The organism is Geodermatophilus sp. URMC 61 (assembly GCF_052931555.1).
This window is the reverse complement of record NZ_JBRFHZ010000002.1, coordinates 788810-804676: the sequence shown is the minus strand read 5'-3', so window position 1 is coordinate 804676 and position 15867 is coordinate 788810. Positions and strand designations below refer to the sequence as shown.

Here is a 15867-nt window from a genome sequence, read left to right as displayed (position 1 = left end):
GCGCGCCAGGGGACGGCGCACCGCTCCCCCCCCGGACGGGCGACGTCCTCCCCCACCCTCCCCGTTGCCCGGCGCGCGTCCCCGGGACTGTCACCACCCCGACCTACCGTCCGCCCCGTGCGCTCCTCCCCCGCCCGGCCGGTGTCGCTCTCCCCCGCTCGCCTCGCCGGGACGGCGGCCCGCGCCGCCGCCGGCCTGCCCCGCTACGAGCAGGCCACGATCGACGAGCTCGGCACCCCGCTGGCGGAGGTCACCTTCGTCGTGGTCGACCTGGAGACCACCGGTGGCTCGCCGAAGGACAGCGCGATCACCGAGATCGGGGCGGTCAAGGTGCGCGGCGGGGAGGTGCTCGGCGAGTTCCAGACCCTCGTCGACCCCGGTTGCGAGATCCCGCCCTACATCAGCGTGCTCACCGGGATCACCTCGACGATGGTCGCCGCGGCCCCGCGCATCGGCGCCGTCCTGCCGCACTTCCTCGAGTTCGCCCGCGGCGCGGTGCTGGTCGCCCACAACGCGCCGTTCGACCTCGGCTTCCTCCGGGCCGCCTGCGCGGAGAGCGGCATCCCCTGGCCGGCCGCGGCCTCGGTCGACACCGCCGTCCTCGCCCGCCGTCTGCTCACCCGCGACGAGGTCCCCAACTGCAAGCTGGCCACCCTCGCGCCCTACTTCCGCACCAGCACCGAGCCCTGCCACCGGGCGCTGGCCGACGCCCGCGCCACCGTCGACGTCCTGCACGGGCTGTTCGAGCGCCTGGGCCCGCTGGGCATCACCAGCCTGGAGGAGCTGACCGGCCTCACCCGGCAGGTCGACCCGGAGCGGCTGCGCAAGCGGCACCTGGCCGACGGCGTGCCGCACGGCCCGGGCGTCTACCTCTTCCGCGGTCCCCGCGACGAGCCCCTGTACGTCGGCACGTCGACCGACCTGCGCAGCCGGGTGCGCAGCTACTTCACCGCCGGCGAGCAGCGCAGCCGGATGACCGAGATGGTGGCGCTGGCGCAGCGGGTCGACGCGATCCCATGCGCGCACGACCTCGAGGCCGCCGTCCGCGAGCTGCGGCTGATCGCCGAGCACAAACCGCGCTACAACCGTCGCTCGCGGTTCCCCGAGCGGGCGCTGTGGGTGCGGCTCACCGAGGAGCCCTTCCCGCGGCTGTCGGTGGTGCGCCGGGTGCGCCCGGACGCCAGGGTGTTCCTCGGCCCCTTCCCCGACCGGCGCGCGGCCGACGCCGCGGTGGCCGCCGTCCACGAGTCGCTGCCGCTGCGCCAGTGCACCGGCCGGCTCTCGGTGCGGGTGCTCGGCACCGCCTGCGCACTGGCCGGCATGGGCCGCTGCGGCGCACCGTGCACCGGCGCCCAGTCCGTCGAGGAGTACGGCGAGATCGCCGCCGTCCTCCGCACCGCGGTGGCCGCCGACCCGCGCCCGTTGCTGGCGCCGCTGCTGGCGCGGGTGGAGCGGCTGGCCGCCCAGGAGCGCTACGAGGACGCCGCCGTCCTGCGCGACCGCGTCGCCACCCTCGTGCGCGCGGTGCGGCGGCGGCAGCGGCTGGAGTCCCTGGCCGCGGTGCCCGAGCTGGTGCTGGCCCGTCCGGACGGCGAGGGCGGCTGGCAGCTGTCCGTCGTCCGCCGGGGCCGGTTGGTGGCCGCCGGGTGCGCCGCCCGCGGCAGCTCGGTGCGGACCACCCTCGAGGGGCTGCTGGCGACGGCGGAGACACCCCTGGGCCCCGACGGCGAGCTGGCGGCCTCGGTCGACGAGACCGAGCTGGTGCTGCGCTGGATGGAGAGGCCCGGCACCCGGCTGGTGCAGGTCGACGGCACGCTGGCCTGCCCGGTTCCGGGCACGGGCGGCTACACCGACTTCCTCGACCGGGTGGAGGCCGGCCGTGCCGGGCGCGACCCGTTCGCCGACAGCCGTTCGCTGGGTACCCGGGCCCGGCCCGAGCGGGTCTCCGGCGCAGCCGCCGGCGTCCCGGGCGCCCGGCTAGCATCCCCGGCGTGATCACCGCCATCGTCATGATCGACGCGGCCACCGACGCGATCCCCGAGGTGGCCGAGGCCGTCGCCGACCTCGAGGGGGTCAGCGAGGTCTACTCGACCGCCGGCGAGGTCGACCTCATCGCGGTCGTCCGGGTCCGCGAGTTCGACCAGGTGGCCGAGGTGATCGCCGGGCGCATCAACAAGGTGCCGGGCGTGCTGGAGACCGAGACCCACATCGCGTTCCGCGCCTACTCCCGGCACGACCTCGAGGCCGCGTTCTCCCTCGGCCTGGAATAGGGACCCCGTCGCGGGCCCGTCCGGCCCCTGCAGGGTCCCGCCGGCCTCGTCCCGAGGCTCGCGCTGAGCCTGCGAGGCGTGAGGAGGAGGGGGTCCTCCTGCTGAGCCTGCGAAGGGCGGGGAGGACGGGTCCTTCCACGGTGAGGAGGACAGGGTCCTCCTTCAGCCGCGCAGCGCCCGGCTGGTGTCCACCCAGTGCGCCAGCCGGGCCTCCGCCCGCCCGTCGTCCACGGCGGCCGCCGCCTGCTCCAGGCCGACGGCCAGCGCGTCGTGCAGCCGCGCGGATCGCTCGGCGAAGGCGGCGAGTGCGGCGGCGGCGTTGAGCAGCACCGCGTCGCGCACCGGGCCCGGCTCGCCGGCCAGCACCCGCCGGAACACGTCGGCGTTGAACGCCGGGTCGCCTCCCCGCAGCGCGTCGGTCGGCGGCTGCGCGATGCCCAGCGCCGAGGGGTCGACCCGGTCGGGCTCCACCTCGCCGCCACGGACCACCCACACCGACGACGTCGTCGCGGTGGTCAGCTCGTCGAGGCCGTCGTCCCCCCGGAACACCAGCGCCCGCATGCCGCGGGCGGCGAGCACCTCCGCCACCACCGGGGCCATGCGCGGGTCGGCGACCCCGATGGCGGCCGCGGCCGGGCGTGCGGGGTTGGTGAGCGGGCCGAGGAAGTTGAAGACCGTCGCGATGCCCATCTCCCGCCGCGGGACGGCGGCGTGCCGCATGCCCGGGTGGAACACCGGCGCGAAGAAGAAACCGATCCCGGCCTCCTCGACGCAGCGCGCCACCGCCGGCGCCGGCAGGTCGATGACCACACCCAGCGCCTCGAGCACGTCGGCGGCTCCGGAGGACGACGACGCCGCGCGCCCGCCGTGCTTGGCGACCGGCACCCCGGCGGCGGCCGTGACGACCGCGGCCATCGTGGAGATGTTGACCGTGTGCGCGCCGTCGCCCCCGGTGCCGACGATGTCCACCGAGGCAAGCGGCAGCTCGACCGGCGTCGCCTGCGCCAGCATCTCGGCGGCCAGCCCGCCGAGTTCCTGCGGCGCCACGCCCTTGGCGCGCAGCGCGACGGCGAAGGCGGCGATCTGCACGGGGGTGGCCTCGCCGGTCATCACCTCGCGCATGGCCCACGCCGTCTCGTCGGCGGAGAGGTCCTCGCGCGCCAGCAGGCGGTTGAGCAGGGCCGCCCAGGTCGGTCGGGCGCTCACCGGGCGACCGGGCGCCGTCCCACCCGGTCGCGCAGCAGGTCGGCGACGACAGCGGGAGCGGTCAGCGGGTCGACCGGGAGGGGCAGGGTGGCCTCGGCCCGCGACCAGTGCGCCAGCCACCGGTCGGGCTGCCGGGCGATGAGCACGCACAGCGCCGGGCGGTCGGCGACCTCCACGGTCAGCTGGCGGGCCAACGCCAGGCCACCGGTGGGCTGGGCCTCGCCGTCGAGGATGCAGAGGTCCACGCCACCGGCGTCCACGGTCTCGACGACCTCCTCGCCCGTGGCGCACTCGACCCACGTCAGCGGCCCCACGTCGGCGGCCGGGCGGCGACCCACCGCGGTGCGCACGGCGGCCCGCACGTCGGGCCGGGAGCTGTAGACCAGGACGGTGGCCGGGGCGGCGTTGCTCACGGCGCCGAGCGTAGTGGCAGCGAGCCCGCTGACCAGGCGGCACGGGATCTCGGTATCGAGGAGGTCACGGCGTCGCCACGCCATCCCACCCGCGGTCGTGACCTTGCCAGGAGCGATGCCATGATGGGCCTCGTGACAACGGCTCCCGTGGCGAGCGGCACCTTCGACACCTCCCGGGTGCACTCCCTGACCCGACCGAACCTGGTGAGCGTCGGCACGATCATCTGGCTCTCCAGCGAGCTGATGTTCTTCGCCGGCCTGTTCGCCATGTACTTCACGGCGCGCGCCAGGTCCCTCGAGGGGTGGCCACCGGAGCCGACGCACCTCAACATCCCGTACGCGCTGGTGGTCACGCTGGTGCTGATCAGCTCGTCGGTGACCTGCCAGCTCGGGGTCTTCGCCGCCGAGCAGGGGAACGTCTACGGCCTGCGCCGCTGGTTCACCATCACCTTCGTGATGGGGCTGATCTTCGTCCTCGGCCAGGGCTACGAGTACATCCAGCTGGTCGAGGAGGGCACCACCATCTCCTCGAGCACCTACGGCTCGGTCTTCTACCTGACGACCGGCTTCCACGGCCTGCACGTCATCGGGGGACTCGTCGCCTTCGTCTACCTGCTCATCCGGTCCACCATGGGCCGCTTCACGCCGGCACAGGCGACCGCGGCGATCGTGGTCTCCTACTACTGGCACTTCGTCGACGTCGTGTGGATCGGGCTGTTCACCACGATCTACTTCATCCGCTAGGGGAACGGTGTCTTCTCTGAATCCGCAGTCCGACGCCCCGTCCGACGACACGACGCCCTGCGGCCGACGCCGCTGGTCCCGCCGTCCCGCCATCGGGTCCCCCGCCGCCGCAGCCCGTGCCCGGCGCCGCTCCAAGCAGCGCCGCCGCGTCGCCAACGTAGCCGGCCTCATGGCCGCGCTGGTGCTCACCGGCACTCTCTACTCGGCGCTCGCCCCCGCGCAGGCGACCGAGGAGAGCACCGCCAGCGAGTCCTCCGCCGAGGCCGCCGGCCGCGAGCTCTACGAGCGCAGCTGCATCACCTGCCACGGCGAGAACCTCGAGGGCGTGCCCAACCGCGGGCCCTCGCTCATCGGCGTCGGCGAGGCGGCCGTCTACTTCCAGGTGCACACCGGCCGCATGCCACTGGTCCGCCAGGAGGCCCAGGCCCCGGACAAGCCCGCGGTCTTCTCCGACGAGGAGATCGACCAGCTCATGGCCTACGTCCAGGCCAACGGCGGCGGCCCCACGCTGCCCTCCGGTGACCTGCGCGACGGTGACCTGGCCCAAGGCGGCGAGCTGTTCCGCCTCAACTGCGCCTCGTGCCACAACTTCGTCGGCCAGGGCGGTGCACTCTCCTCCGGCAAGCGTGCCCCGAGTCTCGAGGACGCCAACGACCTCGAGATCTACACCGCGATGCTGACCGGCCCCGAGAACATGCCCGTCTTCGGGGACAACCAGCTCACGCCCGAGGAGAAGCGCTCCATCATCAACTACGTCCAGACGATCAACAGCCAGGCCGACCCGGGTGGCTTCGGCGTCGGACGCATCGGCCCGGTCGCCGAGGGCGTCGTCATCTGGGTCGTCGGTGTGGCCGCGCTGCTGTTCGGCATCTTCTGGATGGGCAGCAAGGCGTGAGCACGCGGACCCTCTCCCCCACGGCACCACGAGCGCTGACCACGGGCGTCGGCGAGGAGGCAGCGTGACCACGCGCGAGAGCGCCCCCGGCTCGGCCGGCGGCGCGGACGTCCCCGGCCCCCTGCACGGCGGTCCGGACGACGACTACACCCCCGAGCAGCTCGCGACGATGTCGCGCGAGGAGCTCGACCTGCTGGGCGCCCGGTACGACAGCGTGCAGGTCCTGCACGTCGACCCGGGCCCCGAGCCGGGCTCCCCGGTGGAAAGGCGGGCCGTCCGCCAGGTCGGCCTGACCTTCGGCCTGTCCGGCTTGGCCGCGTTCGCGGCCTTCGTCATCTACGTCGGCTCCGGCTGGTTCCTCCCCGACTGGCAGTGGACGATCACCGAGGGCGGCTGGAGCGCGTTCTTCACCCCGCTGATCGGAGGGCTCGGGGGGCTCTCCCTGATCCTGGTCGGCGTCGGCATGGTGCTCTTCACCAAGAAGCTGCTCCCGCACGAGACCGCGGTGCAGGACAAGCACGACGGCTCGCACTTCGACCGGGTGACCACCGGCGCCACTCTCGTCGGCGGCCTGCACAACACCGGCCTGGCCCGCCGGAAGCTCATCACCCGCTCGCTGGTCTTCATGGGCAGCGGGGTCGGGCTCATGCTGCTCATGCCGCTGGGCGGCCTCATCCGCAACCCGAACACCGGCGACCCGCTGGGCACCACGAGCTGGGCCGAGGGTGTCCGTCTCGTCCGCGACGACGGCAGCCCCATCCGACCCGGCGACCAGCAGCCCGGCTCGCTGGAGACGGTCTTCCCGGCGGTCCCCGGCGGCAACCGGGAGTCCGACGCCGCGACGATGCTCATCCGGCTCCGCCCGGAGCAGGTGGCCATCGACCGTCCCCGGAACGGCCAGGACGACTTCGGCTACGGCGACTACGTGGCCTACTCCAAGATCTGCACCCACGCCGGCTGCCCGGTGTCGCTCTACGAGCAGGAGACCAGCCGCATCCTGTGCCCATGCCACCAGTCGCAGTTCGACGTGACGCAGGGCGCCAAGCCGGTCTTCGGCCCGGCCACCCGTCCCCTGCCACAGCTGCCGATCACTGTCGACGACGAGGGCTACTTCGTTGCCCGTAGTGACTACATTGAGGCTGTTGGCCCCACCTACTGGAACCGGGAGCGCATCTGATGGCTCGCACCGCCACAGCGCCGGGTGTCCCGACCACGCAACTGGGCAAGGCTGCGCTGGAGGTCGACGACCGTCTGATCGTCGCCGGGCCGCTGCGCCGCACCCTGAACAAGGTCTTCCCCGACCACTGGTCGTTCCTGCTCGGCGAGATCGCGCTCTACTCGTTCGTCGTCCTGCTGCTGTCCGGCACGTACCTGACCTTCTTCTTCGACGCCTCCATGCGCGAGGTCGTCTACGAGGGCACGTACGCCCCGCTGCGGGGCGCCGAGATGTCGGCCGCCTACGAGTCGACGCTGTACCTCTCGTTCGACGTCCGTGGCGGCCTCTTCGTGCGGCAGCTGCACCACTGGACGGCGCTGCTGTTCGTGGCGTCGATCGTCGTCCACCTGCTGCGGATCTTCTTCACCGGCGCCTTCCGACGTCCGCGTGAGACGAACTGGCTGATCGGCGTCGCGCTGCTCGTCCTGTCGTTCGCCATGGGCTTCACCGGTTACTCGATGCCGGACGACCTGCTCTCCGGCACCGGGCTGCGGATCGTCTCGGCGATCATCCTGGCGATCCCCGTGGTCGGCACCTGGGTGCACTGGGCGGTCTTCAACGGCGACTACGTGGGCGAGTTCATCGTCGGCCGGATGTACATCGTGCACGTGCTGATCGTCCCGGCGATCATGGTCGCCCTGATCGCGCTGCACCTGCTGATCCTGGTCAAGCAGAAGCACACCCAGTTCCCGGGCCCGGGGCGGACGGAGCACAACGTGGTCGGCAACCGGCTCTTCCCGGCCTTCGCCGGCAAGGCCGGTGGCCTGTTCTTCATCGTGTTCGGCGTCTGCGCCGCGCTCGGTGGCCTGGTGCAGATCAACCCGGTGTGGCTGTGGGGTCCGTACAACCCGGCACAGGTCTCGGCCGCGTCCCAGCCCGACTGGTACGTCATGTTCCTCGACGGTTCGACGCGTCTGTTCCCTGCCTGGGACCTCAACCTGCCCGGCAACTACCAGATCCCGGCGCTGTTCTGGCCGACCGTGGTGCTCCCGGGCATCCTCTTCACGCTCCTGGCGCTGTACCCCATGATCGAGCGGAAGCTGACCCGGGACACGGCCTCCCACCACCTGCTGCAGCGTCCGCGCGACGTGCCGGTGCGCACATCGCTGGGGGTGATGGCGCTCACCTTCTACGTGGTCCTGCTGATCTCCGGCGGGAACGACGTCGTCGCCGAGAAGTTCGACATCAGCCTCAACGCGATGACGTGGGTGGGCCGCATCGGTCTGGTCATCCTGCCGCCGATCGCCTACGTGTTCACCTACCGGATCTGCCTCGGTCTGCAGAAGCACGACCGGGAGGTCCTCGAGCACGGCCTGGAGACCGGTGTCATCCGGCGGCTGCCGCACGGTGAGTTCATCGAGGTGCACCAGCCCCTGGGCCCGGTCGACGCGCACGGCCACGGCCAGCTGGCCTACGGTGGCGCTCCGGTGCCCAAGAAGATGAACCAGGTCGGCGGTGCCCGCCGGGCGATCCGCGGGTTCTTCCGCCCGATCGAGGAGCCGGCGCAGGTCGAGCTCGAGCAGCGCCAGGACGAGCACGGCCTGGCGGCCGCGGAGGCCGACCGCGAGCTGACCGCCTCCGGCCGTCCCTCTGACGGTGGCCGGCCGCAGGAGCCGCGCGACTGAGCACCCGCACCACGCAGCAGGGCCCCGACGGGATCCCGTCGGGGCCCTGCTGCGTTCCGGGGGCGCCGCCGACGGACCCCTGCCGGGAGTGACCGTCTCCCCCGCCCCCGCGAGCCGCGGACCGCTCGGCGACCCCTCGTCGCCCCACGACGGCTCGCGTCGGGGCCCGGGGAAACCAGAGCAGGCGCTCGCGCGGCCGAGGGACCGGCGCGCCGCCGACGGACCCGAGGGCGCGTCCTCCCCTCCCGTGCACCCACCGTCGGCGTCCGCCGCACAGCCCCGTGCAGCCGGCCGGCGGACGTCCGAGGTGGAACGGGCATCCAGCCACGGGAGACCGCCGCGCTCCCCGCCGCGTCGAGGATGCATCGCACGCCCGCCATCGTCGTCCTGGGGCCACCGGGCGCGACGTCCAGCGCACGAGTCGTGGACCACGGCGGTGAGGACGGCGGTCCGCGGGCGTCGGACGCGGTTCCCGGCCGCCACATGCCCCAGGACTGATGCGGCCGGTCACGCCACCAGGGTGGGCACACGCTCACTCCACCGGCCTCACGGCCGCCAGGGCGCCGAGCGCGACCACCGCCGTCCTGCTGCGAGCCGGTGCGCCCGCCCTCCGTCCCCCCGGGACGACGTCCACGGTCCCGCAGCAATGCCGTCCACCACCGGCGCACGGGCCGACGTCCCATGACGAGGGCCCCTTCCCGCCGCAGCGGGAAGGGGCCCTCGAGGTGGCGGGAGATCAGCCCTGGGCGTTCTGCCCCACGTAGTACTCGAACAGCAGGCCGCCGATGGTGATCAGCAGGGCCGCGCCGGCCAGGATGATCATCCAGGGGTAGTAGAACGCCAGCGCCAGGCCCATGAGGGCCGCCGACAGAGCGATTCCGAAGGGCCAGTAGCTACCCGGACTGAAGAAGCCCAGCTCGCCGGCGCCGTCGGCGATGTCGGCGTCCTTGCGGTCCTCCGGGCGGGCGTCGATGCGCCGCGAGATGAACCAGAAGAACCCGCCGATGAGGAACGTCAGCCCACCGGAGAGGACCAGGGCCGTCGTCCCGATCGGTTCACGGGCCCAGAGCCCGTAGACGGCGGCCATGAGCAAGCAGAAGACGCCGATGACGTTGAAGATGAGCGCTTCGACCTTCACGGCCGTCCCTCCTGCGTGGTGTGCGGTGCGCGGGTGGCGGGCACCTCAGCCGTCCGCCCGCTGCGCGTCGTCGACCAGGTCCCACGGCGAGGTGCTCGTCGCCGCGCCCGGCTGACCGATGCTCTCCAGCGCGTCGTAGGTGCTGAGGCCCGACTCCCGTGCGGCCAGGTAGGCGTCGTAGTCAGCCGGCGAGACCGCGCGCACCTCGAAGTTCATGTACGCGTGGTAGGTGCCGCAGAGCTCGGCGCAGCGTCCGACGAACGCGCCCGGTTCACGGACGGTGACCTCGAAGACGTTGTCGCGGCCGTTCTCGTTGCCCGGGATCACGTCGAGCTTGAAGAGGAACTCCGGCACCCAGAACGAGTGGATCACGTCGGCGGAGGCCACCTCGAAGCGGATGGTCTGGTCGACCGGCAGGACGAGGATCGGGATCTCGTCGCTGTTGCCGACCGTGTTCACCGGCTCGCCATCGGCCCCGGTGGTCTCCGGGTAGACGAACTGCCAGTTCCACTTGAAGGCGTTGACGGCGACGGTGACGTCGGGGTCGGCACTGCGCTCCTGGACCCGGTTCTGCGTGACCACCGTGAAGAAGAACAGCCCGGCGATGATGAGGAACGGGATGATCGTGTAGACGATCTCGAGCGGCAGGTTGTACGCCGTCTGCTTGGGCAGTTCGTCCCCGCGCTTCTTGTAGCGCATGGAGGCGAAGATGATCAGGCCCCACACGAGCGTGCCCACCACCATCGCGGCGATGATCGACCCGATCCACAGGTGGCGCATCGACTCGGCCTCGTCGGTGATGCCGTTGGGCCAGCCGATCAGCCAGAACTGCTCCCAGTTCATCGCGCGCTCCCGCCCGTACGGTCGACCGGGAGACCGAGCGCGGCCAGCCGCGCGGGCCTGCTGCCTCGAGCCACTGCTCGTTGCCTCCTCGTCCTCCGTCCGGGCCGACCGGACGGTCCTCCGGCGGGGCGTCCGCCGGCTCCCGGCGGACGGCATCCTCCGCCGACCTCAGTGTGGGCCGAGACTATCCGACCCCGCAGCGCGGCCGACCACCGGAGATGCCCCACCGGCGGGTCGGGCATCGGCGGTCGCAGCGCGGCTCGGTGCCGCGCCGGACCGCGACCGGGCGTGACCGCGGCACGGTGAGACCTCTCACCGGCGTCCCCTGCCAGGGGGCACCGCCGGTTACAGTCGGGGCCGTGTTCTCCCGGCTGCTGACCCCCAAGTGGGTGCTCCTGCACCTGGTGGTGGCCGCCCTCTTCGTGACCACCTTCTTCCTGGGGTACTGGCAGCTGTCCAAGGCCGAGGCCGGAGGCGGCGCGGTGAACTGGAGCTACGCGCTGCAGTGGCCGCTGTACGGGTTCATGGGCCTGTGGTTCTACGTGCGGATGTGCCGCGAGGAGCTCAACCGCGACCCCGACGAGGACGAGCCGGGCACCGACGTGGTCCTCTACCAGCGGCCGCGCATCGACACCTCCGGCGACCCGGAGCTGGCCGCCTACAACGCCTACCTCGCCGAGCTCAACGAGCGGGCGCTGCAGCAGCGGGCCGAGCATGGCCGCTGAGCCGACGACCGCCTCCCGGCTGCCCCGCGCCCTCGCGCGCCGGGTCGGCCGCGACGTCCCCGCCGCACTGACCCGCTACCGCGTGATGGCCTGGATCGTCGGTCTGCTGCTCATCGCGCTGATCCTCGTCGCGGTGCCGCTCAAGTACCTCGCCGGGATCGACGGTCCGGTCTCGGTGATCGGCACCGCGCACGGCTGGCTCTACTTCGTCTTCTTCCTGACGGCCTGCGACCTCGCCCTGCGCGCCTCCTGGACGTTGCGCGGCACGGTTCTCACCCTGGTGGCAGGCACCGTTCCGATCCTGTCCTTCGTGGCCGAGCGCAACGCCACGCGCAAGACACGCGCCGGCGCTCGCGTCTGACCCTGCCGCGGCCACTCCGCCGGCACACCACGACCCTCGGAGAACCACGCCCATGTGCGGCCTGCTCGCCTACCTGTCCACCGACGCCGATCGCGTCGACGACACCCGCGTGAAGGAGGTGCGCGAGGCGCTGCACTGCCTGCGGCACCGCGGCCCCGACGAGACCCAGGTCTGGAACGACGCACGGGTCGCCTTCGGCTTCAACCGGCTGGCCTTCATCGACATCGAGCACAGCCACCAGCCGATGCCCTACGCCGACGGCCGCTACCGGATCGTCTTCAACGGCGAGATCTACAACTACGTGGAGCTGCGCCAGGAGCTCGCGGCCCTCGGCGCCCGCTTCGCCACCGAGGGGGACACCGAGGCGATCGTCGCCGGCTACCACTACTGGGGTCAGGACGTCGTCCGGCGGCTGCGCGGCATGTTCGCCTTCATCATCTGGGACACCCGGACCGGGACGGCGTTCGGCGCCCGCGACCCCTTCGGCATCAAGCCGCTGTTCACCGCCCGACTGGCCGACGGCGCACTGGTCTTCAGCTCCGAGAAGAAGGCGCTGCTGGAGCTGCTCGGCGGCAGCGACGCCGCCGGCGGTGTGGACTCCGCCTCGCTGCAGCACTACCTGACGCTGCAGTACGTCCCCGAGCCGGCGACGCTGCACCGCGGCATCCGGAGGATCGAGAGCGGCACGAGCTTCACCGTGGTGGACGGCGAGCTGCACACCAGCCGCTACTTCCACCCGACCTTCCCCGTCCGGCCGGTCGCCGCGGACGAGCAGCAGGGCCTCTACGACCGCATCGCCGCGGTGCTCGACGACTCGGTGCGCGTGCACATGCGCGCCGACGTCACCGTCGGTTCGTTCCTCTCCGGCGGCATCGACTCGACCGCGATCGCCGCGCTGGCCAAGCGGTACAACCCCGACCTGATGACCTTCACGGTCGGCTTCGAGCGGGAGGGCTACTCGGAGATCGACGTCGCTGCGGAGTCGGCGGCCGCGATCGGCGTCGAGCACGTGACGAAGGTGGTGACGCCCGAGGAGTTCGCCGAGTCGATCCCGCTGGTCGTCTGGTACCTCGACGACCCGGTCGCCGACCCCGCGCTCGTGCCGCTGTACTTCGTCGCCCGCGAGGCCCGCAAGCACGTGAAGGTGGTGCTCTCCGGTGAGGGCGCCGACGAGCTCTTCGGCGGCTACAACATCTACCGGGAGCCGCTGTCGCTGGCGGCGTTCGACAAGCTGCCCGGCGGCATCCGCCGGGCGCTCGGCGCGCTGTCGGCGAGGCTGCCCGACGGCATGCGCGGCAAGGACCTGCTGCGTCGCGGCTCCATCCCGCTCGAGCAGCGCTACTACGGCAACGCGCGCATCTTCCGGGACGACGAGCTCGGCTTCCTCGAGCGTCGTGACCCCGACCTGTCGCACGTCGCCGTCACCCGCGAGCTCTACGAGCGCACCCGGGCAGCGGGCTACGACGACGTGACCGCCATGCAGTACGTGGACCTGTTCACCTGGCTGCGCGGCGACATCCTGGTCAAGGCCGACAAGATGACCATGGCCAACTCGCTCGAGCTGCGGGTGCCCTTCCTCGACCCGGAGGTCTTCGCGGTCGCCGGCACGCTGCCGGTCGACCAGCGGGTGACGAAGGAGACGACGAAGTACGCGCTGCGCAAGGCGCTCGAGCAGATCGTGCCGCCGCACGTGCTCCACCGCCGCAAGCTCGGCTTCCCCGTCCCGACCCGGCACTGGCTGGCCGAGGACCTGCACGACTGGGCGCGGCAGATCGTCGAGGAGAGCCAGACCGACGAGTGGCTCGACCGGCGGCAGATCCTCTGGATGCTCGACGCCCACCGCGACAACCACCGGTCCGGCTCGCCGGTCGACCTCTCCCGCAAGCTGTGGACGCTGCTGGTCTTCATGGTGTGGCACGGCGTCTTCGTCGAGCAGCGCATCAAGGTCGACGTCCCCGAGACCGTCTACCCGGTCCGGCTGTAGTCCCGACGCGACGGAGGCCCGGTCCCTCCCGCGGGAGGGACCGGGCCTCCGTCGCGTCGGCGGTGCCGCGGTGCGGTCCGGAGGACCGCGGTGTCAGTGACTCAGCTGAAGGAGTCGCCGCAGGCGCAGGAGCCGGTGGCGTTCGGGTTGTCGATCGTGAAGCCCTGCTTCTCGATCGTGTCCACGAAGTCGATCACGGCGCCGCCGAGGTAGGGACCGCTCATCCGGTCGACGATGACCTCGACCCCACCGAACTCGTAGGTCTGGTCGCCGTCGAGGAACCGCTCGTCGAAGAAGAGCTGGTAGCGCAGGCCCGAGCAGCCGCCGGGCTGGACGGCGATGCGCAGGCGGAGGTCGTCGCGACCCTCCTGGTCCAGCAGCGCCTTGACCTTGGCGGCAGCGGGGTCGCTGAGGATGACGCCGGTGGCCGTGGTGTCCTGCACCGTCATGTTGGATGTCCTCCCACGTTCGAGGGTGCCTGCTGCGGCACGTCCTGCAGCAGGCCAACACCGCCGGAGCGGAGCCTCTTCCCACTGTACGGCGTGGGGTGCCGTGCGGACCGGGATCGACCGAGGTCACACGTAGACTCGGAGCCGTGAAGCTCCGCCTGCCCGGGCGCCGCGACCGCACCGAGGCCGCGCCCGACCCCGCCGCCGACCCGACCTCGCAGCTGGTGAAGACGGGCGGCAAGGGCCGGCCCACGCCCAAGCGCCACGAGGCCCAGGGACGTCGTCCCGGTCCTCCCCCGCCGCCTCCGCAGACCCGCAAGGAGGCCTACAAGCGGATGCGCGAGCAGCAGGCGGCCAACCGCGGGGCCGCCCGCGCCGGCGCGGCGCGTGGCGACGAGGCCTACCTGCCGGCCCGCGACCGCGGCCCGGTCCGCAAGCTGGTCCGCGACGTCGTCGACGCCCGCCGCAACGCCGGCAGCTTCTTCCTCCTCGTCGCCGGGCTGGTGCTCATCGGCAACTTCGTGCCCAACGAGCAGGTGCGCAGCTACACCGTCTCCATCTGGCTGGTCTTCTTCCTGCTGATCATCGCCGACTCGATCGTCCTGGGCCGGCGGATCAAGAAGAGGGTGCTCGAGCGCTTCCCGAACCAGGACCACAGGATGAAGGGGCTGGTCTGGTACGGGATCAGCCGCGCCACCATGGTCCGCCGCTGGCGCTTCCCGAAGCCCGAGGTCCCGTTGGGCGCCCAGGTCTGACGAAGGACCCCGCGTCCCTCGCCCGCTCGGGACGGGGCCCTGACGCGGGGCCGTTCCAGCACGTCACCACGCTCGCGACGGGACCCTGCAGGGGGGCCGTTCCGGCACGTCAACGGGCCCGGGACGCCCCGGCGCGCCCGCGGGGCTAGCGTCGGTCGGCGTGGAATCCCGACGACTGGGCCGCTCCGGCCTCACCATCTCCGCGATCGCCTACGGCAACTGGCTGACCCATGGCGGCCAGGTCGAGGAGGACGCGGCGCACGCCTGCGTCCGCGCCGCCCTCGACGCCGGCATCACCACCTTCGACACCGCCGACGTCTACGCCGGCACCCGGGCCGAGGCGGTGCTCGGCCGCGCGCTGGCCGGCCAGCGCCGCGAGGGGCTCGAGGTCTTCACCAAGGTCTACTGGCCGACCGGCCCGGGCCACAACGACCGCGGCCTGTCCCGCAAGCACATCACCGAGAGCTGCCACGCCTCGCTGCGGCGGCTGCAGACCGACTACGTCGACCTCTACCAGGCGCACCGCTACGACCCGACGGTGCCGCTGGAGGAGACGATGACCGCCTTCGCCGACCTCGTCCGGGCCGGCAAGGTGCTCTACATCGGCGTCTCGGAGTGGAACGCCGACGAGATCGCCGCCGGCGCCGCCCTCGCCCGCGACCTCGGCATCCAGCTGATCAGCAACCAGCCGCAGTACTCGATGCTGTGGCGGGTCATCGAGGACGAGGTCGTGCCCACCTCCGAGAAGGAGGGGATCTCGCAGATCGTGTGGTCCCCGCTGGCGCAGGGCGTGCTCACCGGCAAGTACCTGCCCGGTCAGCAGCCGCCGGCCGACAGCCGCGGCGGGCACGCCGAGGCGGGCGGGTCGATGCGGCGGTTCCTGCGGGACGACGTCCTCACCGCGGTGCAGGGGCTGCGGCCGGTCGCCGAGGACCTCGGCCTCTCCATGGCGCAGCTGGCCATCGCGTGGGTGCTGCAGAACCCCAACGTCGCGGCCGCGATCATCGGCGCGAGCCGGCCCGAGCAGGTGCAGGACAACGTGGCGGCAGCCGGGGTGGTCCTCGACGCCGACGTCCTGGCGCGCATCGACGAGGTCCTGGGGGACGTCGTCGAGCGTGACCCCGCCAAGACCGCCCGCGGTTAGGAGGAGGGCCCGGTCCTCCCCACCCTCCGGAGGAGGACCCCTGCTCACCGCCACTCGTAGCAGGCCCTCCGCCCGCAGGCTCGCGGGCCAGCCTCTGGA

At 72.4% G+C, this 15867-nt stretch carries 16 protein-coding genes; 11 read left to right on the top strand and 5 right to left on the bottom strand.

All coding sequences use genetic code 11. The annotated features are described in order from the left end of the window. The first annotated feature begins 117 nt into the window (after positions 1–117). Together ACU610_RS03805 and ACU610_RS03800 are read left to right on the top strand one after the other, a co-directional pair. Positions 118–1995: a DEDD exonuclease domain-containing protein gene (locus tag ACU610_RS03805; RefSeq protein WP_446766384.1), complete on the top strand. Its 1878-nt coding sequence runs from the start codon at positions 118–120 to the stop codon at positions 1993–1995. Further along, complete coding sequence (locus ACU610_RS03800) at positions 1992–2270, top strand: Lrp/AsnC family transcriptional regulator (protein WP_446766383.1); 279 nt, start codon at positions 1992–1994, stop codon at positions 2268–2270. The genes ACU610_RS03805 and ACU610_RS03800 overlap by 4 nt, the downstream gene beginning before the upstream one ends. 162 nt (positions 2271–2432) lie before the next feature. Here ACU610_RS03800 and trpD read toward each other — a convergent pair whose 3' ends face one another. Both trpD and ACU610_RS03790 read right to left on the bottom strand, forming a co-directional pair. Beyond that, positions 2433–3476 (bottom strand): anthranilate phosphoribosyltransferase, encoded by a 1044-nt coding sequence (trpD, locus tag ACU610_RS03795; RefSeq protein ID WP_446766382.1) that lies wholly within the window; start codon positions 3474–3476, stop codon positions 2433–2435. After that, positions 3473–3889 (bottom strand): hypothetical protein, encoded by a 417-nt coding sequence (locus tag ACU610_RS03790; RefSeq protein ID WP_446766381.1) that lies wholly within the window; start codon positions 3887–3889, stop codon positions 3473–3475. Before ACU610_RS03790 ends, trpD begins: the two co-directional genes overlap by 4 nt. Before the next feature lie 132 nt (positions 3890–4021). Here ACU610_RS03790 and ctaE point away from each other — a divergent pair, with 132 nt between their 5' ends. The 4 genes from ctaE (at position 4022) to qcrB (ending at position 8369) form a co-directional block, all read left to right on the top strand. After that, the gene (gene ctaE / locus ACU610_RS03785; protein ID WP_446766380.1) at positions 4022–4633 is read left to right on the top strand and encodes an aa3-type cytochrome oxidase subunit III; all 612 of its coding nucleotides are present in this window, start codon (positions 4022–4024) and stop codon (positions 4631–4633) included. Between the two features lie 7 nt (positions 4634–4640). Further along, entirely contained in the window at positions 4641–5528 is an 888-nt protein-coding gene (gene qcrC / locus ACU610_RS03780; protein ID WP_446766379.1) for a cytochrome bc1 complex diheme cytochrome c subunit, read from the top strand. Between the two features lie 64 nt (positions 5529–5592). Continuing rightward, on the top strand, positions 5593–6705 hold the full coding sequence (qcrA, locus tag ACU610_RS03775) for a cytochrome bc1 complex Rieske iron-sulfur subunit (protein ID WP_446766378.1): 1113 nt from the start codon (positions 5593–5595) through the stop codon (positions 6703–6705). Then, complete coding sequence (gene qcrB, locus ACU610_RS03770; protein ID WP_446766377.1) at positions 6705–8369, top strand: cytochrome bc1 complex cytochrome b subunit; 1665 nt, start codon at positions 6705–6707, stop codon at positions 8367–8369. Before qcrA ends, qcrB begins: the two co-directional genes overlap by 1 nt. Positions 8370–9105: 736 nt before the next feature. Here qcrB and ACU610_RS03765 read toward each other — a convergent pair. Together ACU610_RS03765 and ctaC are read right to left on the bottom strand one after the other, a co-directional pair. Further along, positions 9106–9507, bottom strand: a complete 402-nt coding sequence (locus tag ACU610_RS03765; RefSeq protein ID WP_446766376.1) for a cytochrome c oxidase subunit 4 — start codon at positions 9505–9507, stop codon at positions 9106–9108. Positions 9508–9552: 45 nt separating this feature from the next. Further along, entirely contained in the window at positions 9553–10350 is a 798-nt protein-coding gene (gene ctaC, locus ACU610_RS03760; RefSeq protein WP_446766375.1) for an aa3-type cytochrome oxidase subunit II, read from the bottom strand. Positions 10351–10709: 359 nt separating this feature from the next. Here ctaC and ACU610_RS03755 point away from each other — a divergent pair, with 359 nt between their 5' ends. The 3 genes from ACU610_RS03755 to asnB are packed head-to-tail and all read left to right on the top strand — an operon-like array spanning position 10710 to position 13420. Further along, the gene (locus ACU610_RS03755; RefSeq protein WP_446766374.1) at positions 10710–11075 is read left to right on the top strand and encodes a metalloprotease; all 366 of its coding nucleotides are present in this window, start codon (positions 10710–10712) and stop codon (positions 11073–11075) included. Beyond that, positions 11065–11436, top strand: coding sequence for a DUF3817 domain-containing protein (locus ACU610_RS03750; RefSeq protein ID WP_446766373.1), 372 nt, complete (start codon positions 11065–11067; stop codon positions 11434–11436). The genes ACU610_RS03755 and ACU610_RS03750 overlap by 11 nt, the downstream gene beginning before the upstream one ends. Before the next feature lie 52 nt (positions 11437–11488). Continuing rightward, entirely contained in the window at positions 11489–13420 is a 1932-nt protein-coding gene (gene asnB, locus ACU610_RS03745; protein ID WP_446766372.1) for an asparagine synthase (glutamine-hydrolyzing), read from the top strand. A 101-nt stretch (positions 13421–13521) separates the two neighbouring features. Here asnB and ACU610_RS03740 read toward each other — a convergent pair whose 3' ends face one another. Further along, entirely contained in the window at positions 13522–13869 is a 348-nt protein-coding gene (locus ACU610_RS03740; RefSeq protein ID WP_091155242.1) for a HesB/IscA family protein, read from the bottom strand. A gap of 146 nt (positions 13870–14015) precedes the next feature. On the opposite strand from ACU610_RS03740, the gene ACU610_RS03735 reads away from it, so the two are divergent. Then, positions 14016–14624 carry a DUF3043 domain-containing protein gene (locus ACU610_RS03735; protein ID WP_446766371.1) on the top strand — a complete coding sequence of 203 codons (609 nt, stop codon included), beginning with the start codon at positions 14016–14018 and terminating at the stop codon, positions 14622–14624. A 160-nt stretch (positions 14625–14784) separates the two neighbouring features. Beyond that, entirely contained in the window at positions 14785–15768 is a 984-nt protein-coding gene (locus ACU610_RS03730) for an aldo/keto reductase family protein (RefSeq protein WP_446766370.1), read from the top strand. Positions 15769–15867: the final 99 nt, after the last annotated feature.